This window comes from Pseudomonas sp. PAGU 2196 (assembly GCF_022179005.1).
GTDB lineage: Bacteria > Pseudomonadota > Gammaproteobacteria > Pseudomonadales > Pseudomonadaceae > Aquipseudomonas > Aquipseudomonas kermanshahensis.
In genome coordinates this window covers 58,224-75,475 of sequence record NZ_BNTL01000036.1, presented here as the reverse complement: position 1 = coordinate 75,475, position 17,252 = coordinate 58,224, and the positions used below count along the sequence as shown (strand labels likewise).

Genomic DNA, 17,252 nt, shown 5'->3' with positions numbered 1-17,252 from the left:
CATCCCCCCAAATCATTGCCTCCCCCCCGCACAACCAGTAGCCTGCGCCCAATTCAAACGAGGATCGCAGACGTGAGACGCGGTGTGATGTACGCCGGCATGGCCGGTGCGTTGTGGGGCATGGTGTTGATGGTCCCTGAGCTGCTGCCTGAGTTCAACCCGATGCTGCTGAGCAGCGTGCGCTATGTCATGGTCGGAGTCATCTCGCTGCTGCTGGCAATCCCCATGGCCCGCCAACTGCGTCAGCTGACCCTGCACGACGCGTGGATGCTGTTGCGCCTGGCCGTCATCGGCAACCTGGTTTATTTCGTCTTCCTGGTGGCCGCCATCCAGCGTCTGGGCGTGGCGCCGGCTTCGCTGATTGTCGGCGTACTGCCGCTGACCATCACCCTGTACGGTCGCAACGACAGTGGCGCGGTACCGCTGGCGCGGCTGATCGGCCCATTGGCGCTGATCCTGGCGGGCATGCTGTGCATCAATCTGCAGACGTTCGCCTTCGCCCCCGGCGACATCGGCGACAAGCTCCTGGGCCTGTTCTACGCATTGGCCGCCCTGGCCTGCTGGACCTGGTACGCGGTACAGAACAGCCGTTACCTCAAACAATGCGGGCATTTCGACAGCCATCAGTGGTCGGTGCTGTGCGGGGTGATGACCGGGCTGGCCAGCCTGGTGATGGTTGCAGCCCTGGCCCTGTGGCAGCCGCAACAGTTGCAGGTGGACGCGCCGATGGGGCGCTGGTGGTTGTTCTGGGCGGCCAGCCTGGGCTGCGCGGTGCTGGGTTCGTGGTTGGCCATGGCGCTGTGGAACGCCGCCTCCAAGCGCCTGCCACTCACCCTGAGCGGCCAACTGATCGTCTTCGAAACCTTGTTCGCCCTGCTTTACGCCTTCCTTTGGCGGCAGACCGGGCCGAGCGTGCTAGAGGCGGCAGCGATCATTCTGGTGATTGGCGGCGTGCTGTGGTCCATGCGCCAGCACGGAACGCCGCGAGAACTTGCCAAACCGGTGCATACCTGAGAAAAGGGCGGCTTTGATTTTTTCAGCGTTGGAGCATGCCCATGAGCAGCGAACTGCAGATCATCGACCTCGTCGAAGGCGACGGTAAAGCCGCCGTCAAAGGCGCCCTGATCACCACCCAGTACACCGGCTGGCTGGCCGACGGCAGCACGTTCGATTCATCCTGGTCGCGCGGCAAACCCTTCCAGTGCGTGATCGGCACGGGGCGCGTGATCAAAGGGTGGGACCAGGGCCTGATGGGCATGCGCGTCGGCGGCAAACGCAAACTGCAGGTGCCGGCGCACCTGGGGTATGGCGAGCGCAGTGTGGGGGCGATACCGCCAAATTCGGATTTGACGTTTGAGATTGAGCTGCTGGAAGTGCTGACGCGGGATGATTGAATAATCCAGTCCTACGCCAAATAGGAAAAGGATTACACGCCTTGTCGGCCCCCGTCTGATTGAGCAGTCATTGAGGGATGGTTACTCTTCAATATGACTTGAGTGAAGAGGGCATGGCTATGAAATCGCATTTTTCCTCGCGAGTGGTGCGAGAGGCAAATGCCTTGTTGGTGGCGTCCGGCGCCCGAATGGAGATTTCGCTACCGCGCGAATTGGCAGGCGTCCTCACCTGTACCCAAAAATCTCGCTCGGAATTGAAAGCAGCATTCAACGCGGCGTATTCACGGTTGCGCAAGGAGTAACAGCCAGATGGCCGATGGCTGTTACAACCACATCTACTCGGTCCTTGTAGAGAATGAGCAAGATACACTGGGTATCATTGCCTATTCGTTGTACAAGAGGCAGAAGATCGAATTCATCCAGGCCTTCAAGGTCAAGCATGACAGGGAACCCAAAGACGACGACCTGGCGCCTTTCCACGATGTCAGCAATAGCCCCACCCAGCTTGAAAGCTATCGCAACCAGGCCAGCCAGCTTGCTCAGGGGTTTCTTGATGCTTCGATAGCCGCGCAGGCTGTAGAGCTCGAGCAGTATTATTCCGACAAAGCCAGCAGCGACATCAGAAATACCAAACCAGGGTTTTGGCTGGGTGTGGCGCAGAGTCTCGTGGGGTCGGTCCTCTTCGTATTTTTGCTCGGTTTTCTTGTTTTCTTTACCTGGAGCCTGAATCAAGGCCCTAGGCAGGTAATCGAGCAGGTGTTTGGTGTAACCATTATCGTTCCAACCTCTGCGATCAACGCAGGCAACCTACCTTAGCCGCTGCTTGCGCGCGTATTGGCCTGATCAGGACATAATTCAGCAACACACATCCTCTAACGTTGGCCTTGCCTAGGGAACGGCAATCACGCTCAGGGAGGAACCAAACGGGTTGACGGCACTCTGACCCTCACTCGTTGCCAGGGATGGCACTCACTACAAGGACGCCCTGCGGCTGCGACGCAGGGCAACGTGGCGGGTCAACCCGATTTTCTCTGCCACAAGAGCCTGCCTTGATGAAGTTGCCAACCTTTCTCCGCCGTCGTCGCCACTTGCTGTTGAGCCTCGCGCTCACGGCCGTGGCCATACCGCTGGCGTTGGATGCTGTCGAAAGCCGTGCGCAGCCGGTCGATGGCACCCAGACCCTGGTCTTCCTGCGCCACGCCGAGAAACCGGGCGAGGGGCTGGGGCAACTGAACTGCCAAGGCCTCAACCGGGCATTGGACCTGGCCACGTTGCTGCCAGAACGTTTTGGCAATGCCGATTACGTGTTTGCCGCCAACCCGTCGCGGCATGTCGAGGAAGGCAGCAAGGACGAGAGCTACAGCTATATCCGCCCGCTGATGACCATCACCCCCAGCGCCATCCGCCTGGGCCTGCCGGTGAACATCGACTACGGTGCCAACGACACCGACGCGCTGGCCGAAGAGTTGCTGAGCGACAAATACCGCAATGCGACGGTCTACACCGCTTGGTCCCATGGTTACCTGCCAGAACTCATCAATACCGTGGCCGGCAAGGCGCTGGGTGAGGAGCGGGTGATCACCGAGGACTGGAACGGCGACGATTTCGACACCCTGTATGTGCTCACGCTGACCTGGCACGACGGCAAGGCCAGCCTGCTCAGCCGCAATGTGCGACAGGGCCTCAATGACGGTGCCCATAGCTGTCCGAGCTGATGCGCTGCTACTGTTTGGGCAAGGAAGCCGAAACAGGGGCCATGCATGAAGCACGAGGTGACGGTCATTGGAGGGGGGGTTATTGGCCTGGCGACGGCCTATGCGCTGGTGCGCGAAGGGCTGTCGGTAGCGCTGATCGAGGCGCGTGACAGCCTGGCGTCTGCCACCAGTTTCGCCAATGGCGGGCAGTTGTCGTACCGCTATGTGGCGCCATTGGCCGATGCTGGTGTGCCGTGGCAGGCACTGGGCTGGATGCTGCAGGGGGATTCACCGCTGCGTTTGCGGTTGCGATTCGACCCGGCGCAGTGGCGTTGGTTACTGGCGTTCATGATGGCCTGTCGCAGCCGTGTCAATGCTCGCAATGGCGCACAACTGCTGGCGTTGGCGCTGGAAAGCCAAGCCGCCCTGGCGCGCTGGCGCGAGGAGGATGGGCTGACGGATTTTGCCTGGCGGCGTAACGGCAAGCTGGTCGCCTTTCGCAGTGAGCAGGCGTTCGCCCAAGGGCGCAGGCGCCTGCTCGATCCAATCAGCCAACGCGTGCTTGATGCCACCGAGCTCAAGGCCCTGGAGCCGGCCTTGGCCGGGGGGCCGTTCGTGGGGGGCGTGCTCACACCTGATGAGGAAGTCGCCGACTGTCACCGCTTCTGTGTACGCCTGGCCGAGCGCTTGCGCGCATCCGGGCAGTGCCAGTTTTTGCTCGGTAAGCCTGTGACTCAGCTGGTCACACATCACGATCAGGTGGTTGCATTGCAATTGGGCAGCGAGCAGGTCGATGTGCAGCGCCTGGTGCTGTGTGCAGGTCATCGCAGTGCGGGGTTGGCGCTACCGGGGTTGAAGTTGCCGGTCTATCCGCTGAAGGGCTACAGCCTGACTGCGCCGATTGCCGCTGAGCATCGAGCACCTGAGGTCAGTGTTACCGACTACGAACGCAAGATCGTCTATGCGCGCCTGGACCGCCAACTGCGGGTGGCGGCGATGGTGGATATCGTCGGTTACGATGAATCGGTGGATGCGCGCCGACTCGACAGCATGCGCCGGCTGGCGCTGGATACGCTGCCCAACGCCGCCGACTACGGGCAGGCGGTGGAGTGGGCGGGGATGCGGCCAGCGACGCCTACCGGGGTGCCGATCATTGGGGCGACGGCGTATCGGAACCTGTGGCTGAACGTGGGGCATGGGGCACTGGGTTTTACGTTGGCCTGTGGCAGTGGGGAGCGGTTGGCCAGGATATTGCGCTGAATGTACCGGCCACTTCGCGGGTGAACCCGCTCCCACAGGGACCGCGCAGTGCCCGAAAGCAGCGCTGAGCCTGTGCGGCTTTAGCCGCGAAGAGGTCGGTAAAAACGAAGTAGCGTTAACGCCCGAAGCGCATCGGCCAGCCCACTACCTTCTTCACCCTCGGCGTGGCATAGGTCCGCACTTTGGACGTACTCAACCCCATTCGCACCAGCGACTCGGCAATGGTCACCGCCGCGCTCACACCGTCCACCACCGGCACGCCGGTGTGTTGACGGATCTGCTCATCCAGCCCCGCCATGCCACCACAACCCAGGCAAATCACCTCGGCCTTGTCGTCGCGCACAGCGCGCTCGGCCTGCTCGACAATGGCTTCCACGGCACGTTGCGGGTCGGCTTCCAGCTCGAGCACGGCCAGGCCACTGGCGCGCACCGACGCGCAGCGGTCGTACAGGCCGGAAAGCCGCAAGCGGTCTTCGATCAAGGGCACGGTGCGGTCCAGGGTGGTCACCACCGAGTAGGCGTGGCCCAGGTACATGGCCGTGCTGGCGGCGGCATCGGTGATGTCCACCACGGGGACGTTCAGCAGCTCTTGCAGGCCTTCGCGGCCGTGCTCGCCGTAGCCGGCCTGAATCACTGCATCGTAGGGCCCATCGTAGGCCAGTACCCGGTCCATCACCGCGATGGCCGCCAGGTAGCTTTCAAAGTTGCCTTCCACCGACTCGGCGCCAAACCACGGGGTCAGGCCGATGATTTCGGTACCTGGCGCGGCAACGGCGCGCGCCTGCTCGGCGATGGCTTCGGTGATGGCTTCGGTGGTGTTGACGTTGGCAATCAGAATACGCATGGCGGTTCTCCCTGATCAGTGGCTGCTGTGGTCAACGGCGATGCACTCACCGCTGACATCCAGGTATTGGCGGTTGCGTGGCGCGATCAGCAGGTAAAGGGCCGCGGCGATGCCGGCACCGATCAGCCAGGAGAACGGCGCCACGCTATGGAAGTTGGGTATTAGGGCGAGCACGATGGCCAGCACTGCGGCCGGCACAAACGCGGCCACGGCGCGCAGGTTGATGCCCTTGGTGTAGTGATAGGCACCAGCCGGGTCTTCGCTGTACAGCTGCGGCACGTTGATGCAGCCTTTGCGCAGCAACCAGTAGTCGGCCATGATCACCCCGTACAGCGGGCCGAGCAGGGCGCCCAGGCCCGACAGGAAGTACACGATCACCAGCGGGCTGTTGTACAGGTTCCAGGGCAGGATCAGCACGGCGAGGGTGGCGCTGATCAGCCCCGCGCGACGGAAGTTCAGGTGGCGTGGCGCCAGGTTGCTGAGCACGAAAGCCGGGGCGACGAAGTTGGCCATGATATTCACGGCCACCGTGACGATCAGGAAGGCCAGGCAACCCAGGACCAGGAATGGGGTATTGGGGATGCTGGCGACGATCTGCGTCGGGCTGTCGATGATCTGGCCGTTGATCTGGAACTGCGCGCCGCACAGGACCACGGTGATCATCGCGAACACCAGGATGTTCACCGGCAAGCCCCAGAAGTTACCGACGCGGATGGTCTTGCGGCAGGGCGAAGAGCGGGCGAAGTCGCAGAAGTTGAGCACCAGGGTGCCGTAGATTGCCAACCACAGGGCACCGCCCGCGAAGATGTTGCGCCACATCTCGTAACCGGTCAGCGGCGCCGCCACCGACCAGGCGATACGCGCGTCGGCCTTGAAGTACATGAACACCGCCAGGCTGGCGACGGTGAGCAGGATCACCGGACCGGCGAAGGCCTCGTAGCGGCGCACCATCTCCATGCCGTAGGCGAGGATCACCAACTGCACCAGCCAGATCGCCACGAAGCAGACCCAGCCCAGGCTCGACAGGCCAAGGATGCTGTCCTGGTCGTGGACGGCCAGTTGCGGCCACACAGCGGTCAGCAGCACGCGCAGCACCACCGAGGCCAGGTAGGTTTGGATGCCGAACCAGGCAATGGCAATGACCGCGCGTATTAACGCCGGTATTTGCGCACCATGGATACCGAAGGCAATGCGGCTGATGACCGGAAACGGTACACCGGTCTTTTGCCCCATGTAACCGGACAGGTTCATGAAGAAGTACACCAGCGCCGCACCAATGGCCAGCGACACCAGTATCTGCCAGCCGCCCAGCCCGAGGGCGAACAGCCCCATGGCGAACGAGTAGTTGGCGATGTTGTGCACATCGTTGGTCCATAACGCAAAGATGCTGTAACCGCCCCAGCGCCGACCTTCGGCGCGTGTCGGGGCGAGGTCGCGGTTGTGCAGGCGTGGGCTCAGTTCAAGTGCTGGCGCAGGGCCGGCAAGTGTGGAGGTGGGGTTGCTGCTGGCGACGGAAAGTTCAGGGGCAAGGTCGAGGCTTGTACGCATTCCGGCAGGCTCCTGATGCACGTGGACTGCGATGAGCGGGCAATGCGCACGGGCTCGCCATCTCGTCGGTGCAGCGTTGGCATCACTGGGTTCTGGGCGCGGCGGCCGACAGGTAGGGCGGCGTCGCGGGTTCTTGTGTATTTATGTTTTGCCTAACTTGTATACAAAACACGAACACACAAAAGCGAGTTCCATGCCAGCCGAAAAGCGACGTTCAAGTTGCCATTGTTTTGAATTCGTCTTGTTTAACGCTAACTAAATGAAATTAAGGAAATAAAATTTGACCAACTAAACAGCTTTTATTTTTTGATCGTTTTGTTAGTTGATCACTTGGTCAAAATTAGTGGCGTGGAGGGTGTAACGTATTGGGGCGTGGTTGAGAAAAGTGCACACAAAAATGGCACCTATGGTGACATTCCTGTGTACAAAAAATAGTCAGCTTTTGCCTGTGCCGACCACCTCAAGGCAGGTTCAGCCCATCGGCGGCAGGCGTCGCTTCACCGGGCTCTTCTTGATGATCGCGGTGTTGGTTTCGGCCAGCACATTGATCCGGTCGAGCAGGGTGTCGAGCTGTTCCATCGAGCGCACATGCAAACGCGCAATGAAGCAGTCCTCGCCGGTCACCTTGTCGCATTCGGTGAACTCAGGGATCGCAATGATCTGCCGCTCCACTTCCTGCAACTGCCCCGGCAGCGGGCGGATACGCACGATCGCCTGCAACTGGTAACCAAAACTGCGTGGGTCGACATCCACGGTGTAACCGCGCAAGACACCGCGTTCTTCCAGGCGGCGCAAGCGCTCGCTGACGCTGGGGGCAGACAAGCCACTGATCTGCGCCAGGGCCTTGAGTGAGCGCCGCGAGTCTTCCATCAACGCGTTGATCAGCAGTTGGTCGATAGCATCGGTCATGCGTAACCTCATCAGGCTATTCGTGTGATTTGCCTTGATAGTAAAGGCAAGATTGCGGATGCGCCTTTGATATCCGCTGGAAGGTCCCCCGTCACCCTTTGCATACTGTTGCCATTATCAACGGAGGTGTGGGATGGACAGTTGATTGCGCCGTGGCTCGCTGGAAATGGTCGCTGCCATGCTGATTTCCGGGACCATCGGCTGGTTCGTGCTGGTGTCGGGCCAGCCAGTACTCGACGTGGTGTTCTGGCGGTGCGTGTTCGGTACCGGCACGTTGCTGGTGATCTGCGCGGCCTTGGGCTTTCTCAAACCGGGTGTGATCGGCCGCACGGCGTTTCTACTGGCGATTGCCAGCGGTGTGGCCATTGTCGGTAATTGGCTGTTGCTGTTCGCCTCTTATTCACGCGCTTCGATCGCCATCGGCACCGCCGTTTACAACGTCCAACCGTTCATGCTGGTGGGCCTGGCGGCTGTGTTTCTGGGCGAGAAGATCACCTTGCCCAAGGTCACCTGGTTGAGCGTTGCCTTCCTGGGCATGCTGGCTATCGTCAGCGCCCACGGCGTGGGGCAGGGCAGTGGCGAGGATTACCTGCTGGGTATTGGCCTGGCGCTGGGCGCGGCGTTTTTGTATGCAATCGCTGCGTTGATCATCAAGCGCCTTAAAGGTACGCCACCGCACCTGATTGCATTGATCCAGGTTGCCACCGGCGTGCTGCTGCTGGCGCCGTGGGTCAAGCTGAGTGGGTTGCCGGGTGAGACGTCGGCGCTGGCCAGCCTGGTGACCCTCGGCATCGTTCATACCGGGGTGATGTATGTGTTGCTGTACAGCGCTATCCAGCGCTTGCCTACCGCACTGACTGGCGCGCTGTCGTTCGTTTACCCGATTGCGGCAATTCTTGTCGACTGGGTGGCCTTTGGGCACCGGCTGGCACCGTTGCAATGGCTGGGCGTGGCACTGATTCTGCTGGCAGCGGCGGGGATGCAGCAGGGGTGGTGGTTTAGGTCCGCGCGGGTTGCAGCCAAACATTGAGGTGACCTTGCGGGCCTCTTCGCGGGTAAACCCGCTCCCACAGGTATCGTGCTGTCCTTCGAAGCGGTGCAGTACGGGTGGGAGCGGGTTTACCCGCGAAGAGGCCCGCAAGGGTAGAATGCCGCTTTTTCCAGCTTGCGACCCGCCATGACCTCGCCGATCCAGACCCTTGAGCAACACCTGCTCGCCGCCCTCGACCCCGCCCCACAGGAAACCCGTCGCCTGTTCCACGGCCGTGGCCGCTGCTGGCCGGGCCTTGAGCAGGTGACGGTGGACTGGCTGCAAGGCGTGCTGTCGGTAGCGCTGTTCCGTGAGCCGCCTGAAGGCCAACTGGCGGAGCTGGAGGCCATGCTGCGTAACCTCGCCCAGCGCCCGCAATGGCATGGCCAGGCCATCCTCATCCAGCACCGCTACCTGCCGGACAGCCCCGGCCAATGGCTGTGGGGCGAGCCGTGCCAGCAGCGGGAGGTCGTCGAGGACGGCCTGACTTACCTGCTGGACCTGGGCGTACGTCAGAACAATGGCCTGTTCCTGGACATGCGCTATGGCCGACGCTGGGTACGCGAACAGGCAGCAGGCAAGCGGGTGCTCAACCTGTTTGCCTATACCTGCGGTTTCTCGGTAGCGGCCATTGCGGGTGGGGCGGAGCAGGTAGTGAACCTGGACATGGCCAAGTCGGCGTTGTCCCGTGGGCGAGACAACCACCGGCTCAATGGCCACGATGCGTCACGGGTGGCCTACCTGGGGCATGAGCTGTTCAAGTCCTGGGGCAAGGTGCGTAAGTACGGGCCCTATGACCTGATCATCATCGACCCGCCCACCTTCCAGAAGGGCAGCTTTGTGCTGACCCAGGATTACGCGAAGATTCTGCGGCGGTTGCCGGAGCTGCTAAGTGAGGGCGGGACCGTGCTGGCCTGTGTGAACGACCCGGCGATCGGGCCAGAGTTTTTGATCGAAGGCATGGCCGAGCAGGCGCCGGCGTTGGCTTTTGTCGAGCGGCTGGAGAACCCGCCGGAGTTTCCTGATGCGGATCCGGCTGGGGGCCTTAAAGCCTTGGTATTCCGGCAGGGTTGAGGCTTGCTTTGCCGGCCCCTTCGCGGGCTTGCCCGCGAAGGGGCCGGTGAAGCCTGCATCACGCTGAAACTCCACGCATAGGCAGCGGATACACCTGGGCAAAGCTCACCTGCTCCGTCTGGTCCACCCGCTTCTTCAGCCGCTCGTTGAACGCGCGGCTCACCGCATACTGCCCACCGGAAATGGTGCGGAACTGCGCCGTCAGTACAAACCCGTTCAAGTCCATGCGGTCCACCCCGAATACCTGCAACGGCCCCTGCAGGTTGATGCGCAGCAGCGGGTCGTCGCTGATCGACTGCCCCACCTCATGGATCAGCGCCAGCGACTGGTCCACATCGCTGTCGTAGGTGAATTGCACCGAGAAAAACGCATAGGCGAACTGCCGCGACTGGTTGGTAACCGCCTTGATCTGGCCAAACGGCACCGAGTGCACGAACCCCTTGCCGTCGCGCAGGCGCAGGGTTCGGATGGTCAGGCTTTCGACAGTACCGGCGTGGCCGGAGTCGAGTACCACCCAGTCGCCGATCGAGATGGTGTCTTCGATCAGGATGAACAGCCCGGTGATCACGTCTTGCACCAGTTGCTGCGAGCCAAAGCCGATGGCCAGGCCGATCACCCCGGCACCGGCCAGCAGCGGCGCGACGTTGATGCCAAGGTTGGCCATGGTGGTGATGGTGCAGATGACGATCAGCACCACTTTGATGGCATTGCGCAGCATGGGCAGGATGGTCCGCACCCGCGTGCTCGGCTGGCGCGCGGTACGGCGCCCGGGCGCTGGTTTGAGTGCTTCCTGGATGGCGGTGTCGAGCACCACCCAGAGCAGCCAGGTGACCAGCAGGATCAGGCCGATGCTCGACAGCGAATTGCTGATGGCCTGGCCCAGGCGGTTGCTCAGGGCGAAGCCGATCACCGAGACGCCCCAGATACGCCCCAGCAGTTCGATGAAGGCCACCGCCATGGCAATGCGCAGCAGCGCGTGGGCCAGGCTGCGCAGCAGTTCCTTGTAAGGCCGTACCCGTTGCCCAGCATCGGCTTCGCGGGGCGCCAACAGGTGTTGCAGCAAAGTACTGAGAAACACCGTGGACACCAGCAGCACCGTGGTCAGCAAGGCTTTTTGCAGCGCCTTCTGGCTTTCTTCGCCAGCGCCGATCAGGTGAATGGCCGAGACCAGGATCATCAGCAGGATCGGCAAATACCACACCACCGAGAAGATGCGCAGGGTTTCCTGCACCGCCCGGTGTTGCAGGCGGTCTTTGAAGGCGCGGTTGCGGATCAGGTGGGCAACCGGGCGGCGCAGGCGAATCACCAGGCTGGCAAAGATAACCGTGGCGGTGAGGCCGGTGAGTACCGCGATGCTGGCGGTGATGTTGCCGCCTAACTGGCGGGCGATCTGCGGGCTGGTCAGCGCATCGCTCCAGGCGGCCAGGAAGCCGATCAGGAACAGCGGGCGCGGTGCCAGGCGTTTGATCACTGCCACGGCCGAGCGTTTGTGGCCGGCATCGAACAAGGTGACCAGGCACAGGATGATCGAGGTAGAGAATAGGCCGCTGCTGGTGGCGTACGCGAGGCTCAGGCCCAGGGCGCGGGCGATCGATGGGTCAAGGAAGCGGCTGACATACAAGGTCAGCGGCAAGCTGGCCAGGGCGGGAAGCGTATAGGGCAGCAGGTAGCCGAGCAGGCTGCTGGCGCGCGGGCGGTCGCGCAGCCATGCCGTGCGGGCGCTGCGCGTGGCGCCCCAGCGGCCAAGGGTGGTGAGCACTGCGAAGGCCGCGGCCCAAGTGAATGTCAGCAGGATGAAGTTACCTGCCAAGGTGAGCGAGTCACTGGCCGAATGGCGATCGACCAGGCGTTCCACTTCCTTGGCTGCACGGTCGGTGCGTAGGCGCCAGGCGTCGACCAAGTGGGCATCCAGGTCAAGCTCCTGGGCGGCACTGTCCAGGCCGTCGGCCAAGGCACCGAGCAGGCCGCCCTGAAGCACCGGCTCCGGTTCGTTAGGTTGTGCGTCGGTGGGGGCGGGGTCGGCCGCCAGCAGGTGGGTGCTCAGCAGGCAGCCGAGCAGCAGGGTGGTCAGGTAGCGCAGCACTGGAGTACTCCTTGGGCCGGGATGAGCGGGGCAGGGTTACTCCAGAAACTGAGCCGTTCAGCGTCGCGAAAGTTCGATGTGCGTGTGCTGGGGTCAGCGATTGCCTTGCAGTGAGCCCGTCAGCCCATGGGTGAGCGTTTCCCAGCGCAGGTGGAACGCGCCCACTTGTGGGCGTTTTTTTGCCAGAAATGTTTGCGTCTCGGGCAGGTTGACCCCTTTGCGCAGTGCGTAATGGTTGTAGGCAATTTCGAAGGTGCCGCTGATGTTCTCGCGGATAGGCGCGTTGCAGAGCGGCTGCGGGATGTTGCCATTCATCTGCGCACTATGCAGTTCCAGGGCTGCGACGATGCGTGGCTCCTGTTCGCTATACAAATCGATGCCTTGCAGCCTAGCGGTTTCTGCGACATTGATGATGGCTGCCAAGCCCATTGACGTGTGGGCGAGGTCACGGCAGGTTTCTTGGCTAAGGCCCTTCACGTAGTGAGTGGGAAAGTGCCAGTGTGCCTCGATCCGATCGTCATTGAGTTTGCACCACGGCGCATTGGGCGGCCTGCTTTCGTTTTGCTCGTCATAAATATAAGCAGGTACGAGTTGATGCCAGCGCTCGATGGCTTCGTCGAATAACGCGCGGTCATCCGTGACAATACCGATATTGGTCATTGCCTCAATCGCGGTGGCATGCCAGTTCTTGTTATGGCACAGCGAGCCAGAGATGAACATCTGCTTGATAATGGGGAGGTGCTGCTCTGTGAGCATTTTCTTTACCTTCGCCCGATCATCCGGCAACCAGCCTGTGTAGCCTTCATCGACGATTTCAAGGCCCCGGGTAAAAAGTGCGGCGGTCCAGGCAGCTTGCAATGGACCATTACTCGCCTGATGTCCGCCCGTCAGCGTCGTTGCCCACGCCAGCAGAATGCTTCTGACGTTCGCGGCATATTGAGGGTTACCGGTATACGACCACAGCAACGCCTGTGTGTACGTCGCGGCTGCGTCATCCATTTCTTCAAAGCAGCCAACGCGCGGATTAGTGGAGCCCGAGCCGCATTCAACCGTGGCGAAGGGGGTGGCCTCGTAGTCCTCAGCGGCCCATTTACTGTCCTTGGCTTGCGCAAAGGCATCCTTCCAAGGCTGCGTGTCCAATCGGGCTTTGACGAAATTCAAAAGTGCGGTGTCAACCAGGATGCCAGGGTGGTTCAGTGGGAGACCGACAGTCGGCGAAAGGCGGTGGGAGTCTGCAGAAATGGCCGTACTGAGGCCTGCAAGGGCGAGCGCGGAGATTAAAAGGAATTTACGCATGTGAGTGCCTCATTGAGTAATGAGGCCCATGCTGTCAAGTTTCTGAAGTACGGCTACTCCTAGAACTATCAGTAGCCGTACGGTGAGGACTGTGTTTGTAAGTTACTGCCCGCTGTAAATCTGGTCGAACACACCACCGTCGTTGAAGTGGGTCTTCTGCACGGTACGCCAGTCACCAAAGGTTTTTTCCACCGACAGGAAGTCCACTTTCGGGAAACGGTCGGTGTACTTGGCCAACACCGCCGGATCACGTGGGCGCAGGTAGTTGTTCGCGGCGATTTCTTGTGCCGCTGGCGACCACAGGTACTTCAGGTATTCCTCGGCCACGGGCTGGGTACCTTTTTTCGCCACCACCTTGTCGACCACGCTTACCGGTGGCTCGGCTTCGGCGGACACACTTGGGTAGACCACTTCGAACTGGTCGCGGCCGAATTCGCGGGCGATCATTTCGGCTTCGTTCTCGAAGGTCACCAGCACGTCGCCGATCTGGTTGGTCATGAAGGTGGTGGTCGCGGCGCGGCCACCGGTATCCAGCACTGGCGCCTGTTTGAACAGCTTGCCGACGAAATCGCGGGCCTTGGTCTCGTCACCGCCTTGCTTGAGCACATAACCCCACGCCGAGAGGTAGGTGTAACGGCCGTTACCCGAGGTTTTCGGGTTGGGCACGATCACTTGCACGCCATCCTTGAGCAGGTCGGGCCAGTCTTTGAGTGCCTTGGGGTTGCCTTTGCGCACGATGAACACGGTGGCCGAGGTGAACGGCGCGCTGTTGTTCGGCAGGCGGGTGACCCAGGTGTCCGGCACCAGCTTGCCATTGTCGACCAGGGCGTTGATGTCGGTGGCCATGTTCATAGTGATGACATCGGCCGGCAGACCGTCGATCACCGCGCGCGCTTGCTTGCTCGAGCCGCCGAAGGACATCTGCACATTGACCTTCTCGTTGTGCTCGGCTTCCCAGTGTTTCTGGAAGGCTGGGTTGTAGTCCTTGTAGAAGTCGCGCATCACGTCGTAGGAGACGTTGAGCAGGGTCGGGGCGGCTTGGGCGAGGTTGCCGAGGGCCAGGCCTGCGGCGAGCAGCGAGGCGGTGAAGAGTTTTTTCACGTTGCTTCCTTGTTCTTGAGGTTATTGGGGCAGATTGCCAGCGACTATAGCGGCTGGCTTTGCAGGGGTTAAAGAACAAAAAACACTTTGGTTATGCTTCTGCCTGTGCCGGCCCTTTCGCGGGTAAACCCGCTCCCACAGGATCGCCACAGGCCTGAGCAGTGCGCGTTCCCTGTGGGAGCGGGTTTACCCGCGAAAGGGCCGGCACAGGCAGCATCACTGTTTGGGAAATAGCCCATTGCCGCAGCGCGAACAGAATGACGCATCGTGTTCGTGGCTGCTCTTGTGGCAGGTTGGGCAGTCATGCTGCAACTGCTCCCCACGCATGGCATTGGCCAATTCTGCGGTAAAGATGCCGGTAGGCACGGCGATGATCGAATAACCGGTGATCATCACCAGTGACGACAGCACCTGCCCCAGCGGCGTCTTCGGCACGATATCGCCAAAGCCCACCGTGGTCAGGGTGACAATGGCCCAATAGATGCCTTTGGGAATGCTGGTAAAGCCGTGCTCCGGCCCTTCGATCACGTACATCAAGGTGCCGAACACCGTCACCAGGGTTGAGACAGTGACCAGGAACACGATGATCTTCTGCTTGCTGCCCCGCAGCGCGGCCATCAGGTAGTTGGCCTGCTTGAGGTACTGGCCAAGCTTGAGCACGCGGAAGATCCGCAGCATGCGGATGACCCGGATGATCAGCAGGTACTGCGCGTCGCTGTAATAGAGGGCGATGACCCCGGGGACGATCGCCAGCAGGTCGACCAGGCCGTAGAAGCTGAAGGCGTAGCGCAGGGGCTTGGGCGAGCAGTACAGGCGCGTGAGGTATTCGGCCAGGAAGATCGCGGTGAAGCCCCATTCGATGGCAGCGAGCAGGCCGGCGTAGCCTTGGTGTATTTCGTCGATGCTGTCGAGGATCACCGTGACCAGGCTGGCGAGAATGATCAGCAGAAGGGTCTTGTCGAAGCGGCGCCCGGCCACGGTGTCGGTCTGGAAGACGATGACGTAGAGCCGTTCGCGCCAGCTTTGCGGGGTGTGCATGGGGAGGTGATTCCTTGGGTCAAGGCTACAGCCTAGAAGCCTCGCGGATAGTTGTACAACTGCCGCACACGGAAAAGGCAACCTGATATTTCTGCTAGTTGAGGCGCGGTAGGCGTTAGCGTGAAACTTGATGCTGTTACCTGACCCTGGAAGCACACCCATGCGCAGTCGTAGATTGATCACGCCTAGCCGTGCGCTGATGCACGGAATGGCCTACACACCTTACGGGTATAGAGCGGGCGATGAGGCGGCGGTGCTACTTGGCTTCAATGGGCAGTGTCGCGACCGAGTGACTGGTGGGTATCTGTTGGGCAACGGGCATAGGTTGTATAGCTCGGCCATCATGCGGTTCCTGAGCTCCGACAGCCTGAGCCCATTTGGTGCGGGCGGTATCAATTGCTACGCGTACTGTTTTGGCGATCCCATTAATTTCCACGATTCTTCAGGCCGTGCTCCGACGGGCCTTAGCAAACTGTTGGTTAAGCTCGATCTGCCGAAGCCGGAGTTGCGGGACTATCTTAAACCGCTGGGTCGACTCAACGCTTTCAAGCAGAAGCTGCAGGTATATCGACTGAAGGACGTTGAATTTGAAACATTCGAGTTCATGGGGGCAGGGAAGAAGATCATGGGGAGGCGAGGCAACGATCGTTCGGCCATGGAGGCCTACGTCAATTCCGAATCTTTTTATCGGTCTGGAGACTTGTATATTCCAAAGTCGACCGTTCCCCAAGAAGCAGAAGTGGGACTCTTGAAAACTGGTTTTGAATTAATCAAGTTCGACACGCACACCTTCGCCGATACCATGCTCCCAGGAGGAGCGAGCGCTCAAACCGGGAGAAGTGGCGATCGCGTCCGGCTTGGCCGCGATAACGACTACGCGAATGATCCGGTCGCTGCAGTGGCACGCACCAGAACTGAGTGATCCTCAGCTGCGTCGTGTTAGGCCTTGCTGCGCTCGATGTCGCCTCAACTGAGCCAGGACTGCGCCAAGGATCCAGCAGGCGATGACGAAAGGGGCTGTCAGCAGCGGCAGGTTCAGACTGGAGGCAATGCTTTGGACAGCGATTGCCATCACGATCGCCAACACTGTCACCCACGGACGCTCTCCTTGCCTGCTGAACGCCAGTGCCGCCAATGCAGCGTTGAAACCGTACAGGCCCATCCATGCAGCCTGCGCTTGATCGGCCAGCAGCGCCACACCTGCGCCGATGGCAGAGCCAATCACTGCCCAGGTTGCTGCGTAGGGGTTGGCCAGGTACATCCCGATTACGATCAGCAGGCCAGCCATTGGCTTGTCGAGCAAGAACACCTGGCCCACACCACGCAGCAGCGCATACAGCGGGTCGGCTTCGACATAGGGTACGGTCGAGGGGGCGGCCAGCAACAGGGTGCCCCAGCCCAGCAATACGAACGGTGCCGTATAGGCGATCAGCAACTTGCCACCGCGCTTGCGCCATTGGTGGGTGATGATGCTCGATAGCCCACCGGCTGCGAGGATCAGCGGCGGCATGATCGCTGACCACGGCAGTACCGCACTGATCAGGATGCCGATCAGCACGCCGTTGTAACAGTACAACCCGGCCTGGCGGTCGGCGCGGTCGTAGCCGCGGCGCTGGGCGGTGAGCAGGCCTGCAAGGGCGCCGAGCAGGGCGCCGCCGACCAGGTTGGGGGCGGTCAGCAGGATGGCCAGCAGGCAGCACAGGCCGCACAGGGGGTTGCGCAGCAGCAGCACCTGGCTGAAACCGTTGAGCAGCGCCGTGGCCCAGTCGGGGCACGGGTTGACGAAATTTTTGGTGTACATGGGCAGTCGGTAAGGTTGATTGAAAAGCGGTGGGCCTCTTTGGGCCTCGGTTTTCCGCAGGGTTTTTGACGCTGAGCAAGGGGAGGGCTTTGCCCTCCATCGCAGGCAAGCCAGCTCCTACAGGGACCGCGTACGGCCTGTGGGAGCCGGCTTGCCGGCGAAAGGGGCGCAGAGCGCCCC

General features: G+C 61.2%; 16 protein-coding genes. 8 read left to right on the top strand and 8 right to left on the bottom strand.

The genetic code is table 11. From position 1 onward, the window contains the following. Positions 1-72: 72 nt before the first annotated feature. The 5 genes from MFF34_RS26135 to MFF34_RS26115 all read left to right on the top strand — a co-directional run bounded on the left by MFF34_RS26135 (position 73) and on the right by MFF34_RS26115 (position 4,348). Entirely contained in the window at positions 73-1,014 is a 942-nt protein-coding gene (locus MFF34_RS26135) for a DMT family transporter (protein ID WP_099428662.1), read from the top strand. 41 nt (positions 1,015-1,055) lie between these two features. Beyond that, the gene (locus tag MFF34_RS26130) at positions 1,056-1,394 is read left to right on the top strand and encodes an FKBP-type peptidyl-prolyl cis-trans isomerase (protein ID WP_027592986.1); all 339 of its coding nucleotides are present in this window, start codon (positions 1,056-1,058) and stop codon (positions 1,392-1,394) included. 309 nt (positions 1,395-1,703) lie between these two features. After that, entirely contained in the window at positions 1,704-2,210 is a 507-nt protein-coding gene (locus MFF34_RS26125) for a hypothetical protein (protein ID WP_238217400.1), read from the top strand. 236 nt (positions 2,211-2,446) lie between these two features. Then, positions 2,447-3,109 carry a hypothetical protein gene (locus tag MFF34_RS26120; RefSeq protein WP_027592985.1) on the top strand — a complete coding sequence of 221 codons (663 nt, stop codon included), beginning with the start codon at positions 2,447-2,449 and terminating at the stop codon, positions 3,107-3,109. 45 nt (positions 3,110-3,154) lie between these two features. Next, complete coding sequence (locus MFF34_RS26115; RefSeq protein ID WP_238217398.1) at positions 3,155-4,348, top strand: D-amino acid dehydrogenase; 1,194 nt, start codon at positions 3,155-3,157, stop codon at positions 4,346-4,348. 115 nt (positions 4,349-4,463) lie between these two features. Here MFF34_RS26115 and MFF34_RS26110 read toward each other — a convergent pair whose 3' ends face one another. The 3 genes from MFF34_RS26110 to MFF34_RS26100 all read right to left on the bottom strand — a co-directional run bounded on the left by MFF34_RS26110 (position 4,464) and on the right by MFF34_RS26100 (position 7,649). Continuing rightward, positions 4,464-5,192, bottom strand: a complete 729-nt coding sequence (locus MFF34_RS26110) for an aspartate/glutamate racemase family protein (protein ID WP_238217394.1) — start codon at positions 5,190-5,192, stop codon at positions 4,464-4,466. 15 nt (positions 5,193-5,207) lie between these two features. Then, positions 5,208-6,740 carry an NCS1 family nucleobase:cation symporter-1 gene (locus MFF34_RS26105; protein ID WP_238217392.1) on the bottom strand — a complete coding sequence of 511 codons (1,533 nt, stop codon included), beginning with the start codon at positions 6,738-6,740 and terminating at the stop codon, positions 5,208-5,210. 471 nt (positions 6,741-7,211) lie between these two features. Beyond that, positions 7,212-7,649, bottom strand: coding sequence for an Lrp/AsnC family transcriptional regulator (locus MFF34_RS26100; protein ID WP_027592981.1), 438 nt, complete (start codon positions 7,647-7,649; stop codon positions 7,212-7,214). A 166-nt stretch (positions 7,650-7,815) separates the two neighbouring features. Here MFF34_RS26100 and MFF34_RS26095 point away from each other — a divergent pair, with 166 nt between their 5' ends. Then, a complete protein-coding gene (locus MFF34_RS26095; protein WP_238217405.1) occupies positions 7,816-8,679 on the top strand; it encodes a DMT family transporter in 864 nt (287 codons plus the stop codon). A gap of 147 nt (positions 8,680-8,826) precedes the next feature. After that, positions 8,827-9,753, top strand: a complete 927-nt coding sequence (locus MFF34_RS26090; protein ID WP_238217390.1) for a class I SAM-dependent methyltransferase — start codon at positions 8,827-8,829, stop codon at positions 9,751-9,753. Positions 9,754-9,811: 58 nt separating this feature from the next. Here MFF34_RS26090 and MFF34_RS26085 read toward each other — a convergent pair whose 3' ends face one another. The 4 genes from MFF34_RS26085 to MFF34_RS26070 form a co-directional block, all read right to left on the bottom strand. Beyond that, entirely contained in the window at positions 9,812-11,836 is a 2,025-nt protein-coding gene (locus MFF34_RS26085; protein WP_238217388.1) for a mechanosensitive ion channel family protein, read from the bottom strand. 93 nt (positions 11,837-11,929) lie between these two features. Beyond that, positions 11,930-13,132, bottom strand: a complete 1,203-nt coding sequence (locus MFF34_RS26080) for an alginate lyase family protein (protein ID WP_238217386.1) — start codon at positions 13,130-13,132, stop codon at positions 11,930-11,932. 102 nt (positions 13,133-13,234) lie between these two features. After that, the gene (locus MFF34_RS26075; protein ID WP_238217384.1) at positions 13,235-14,233 is read right to left on the bottom strand and encodes a sulfate ABC transporter substrate-binding protein; all 999 of its coding nucleotides are present in this window, start codon (positions 14,231-14,233) and stop codon (positions 13,235-13,237) included. A gap of 216 nt (positions 14,234-14,449) precedes the next feature. After that, a complete protein-coding gene (locus MFF34_RS26070) occupies positions 14,450-15,271 on the bottom strand; it encodes an ion transporter (RefSeq protein WP_238217382.1) in 822 nt (273 codons plus the stop codon). A gap of 160 nt (positions 15,272-15,431) precedes the next feature. Between MFF34_RS26070 and MFF34_RS26065 the strand changes: the two genes are divergently transcribed. Beyond that, on the top strand, positions 15,432-16,193 hold the full coding sequence (locus tag MFF34_RS26065; RefSeq protein WP_238217380.1) for an RHS repeat-associated core domain-containing protein: 762 nt from the start codon (positions 15,432-15,434) through the stop codon (positions 16,191-16,193). A gap of 3 nt (positions 16,194-16,196) precedes the next feature. Here MFF34_RS26065 and MFF34_RS26060 read toward each other — a convergent pair whose 3' ends face one another. Continuing rightward, complete coding sequence (locus tag MFF34_RS26060; protein WP_238217378.1) at positions 16,197-17,072, bottom strand: urea transporter; 876 nt, start codon at positions 17,070-17,072, stop codon at positions 16,197-16,199. Positions 17,073-17,252: the final 180 nt, after the last annotated feature.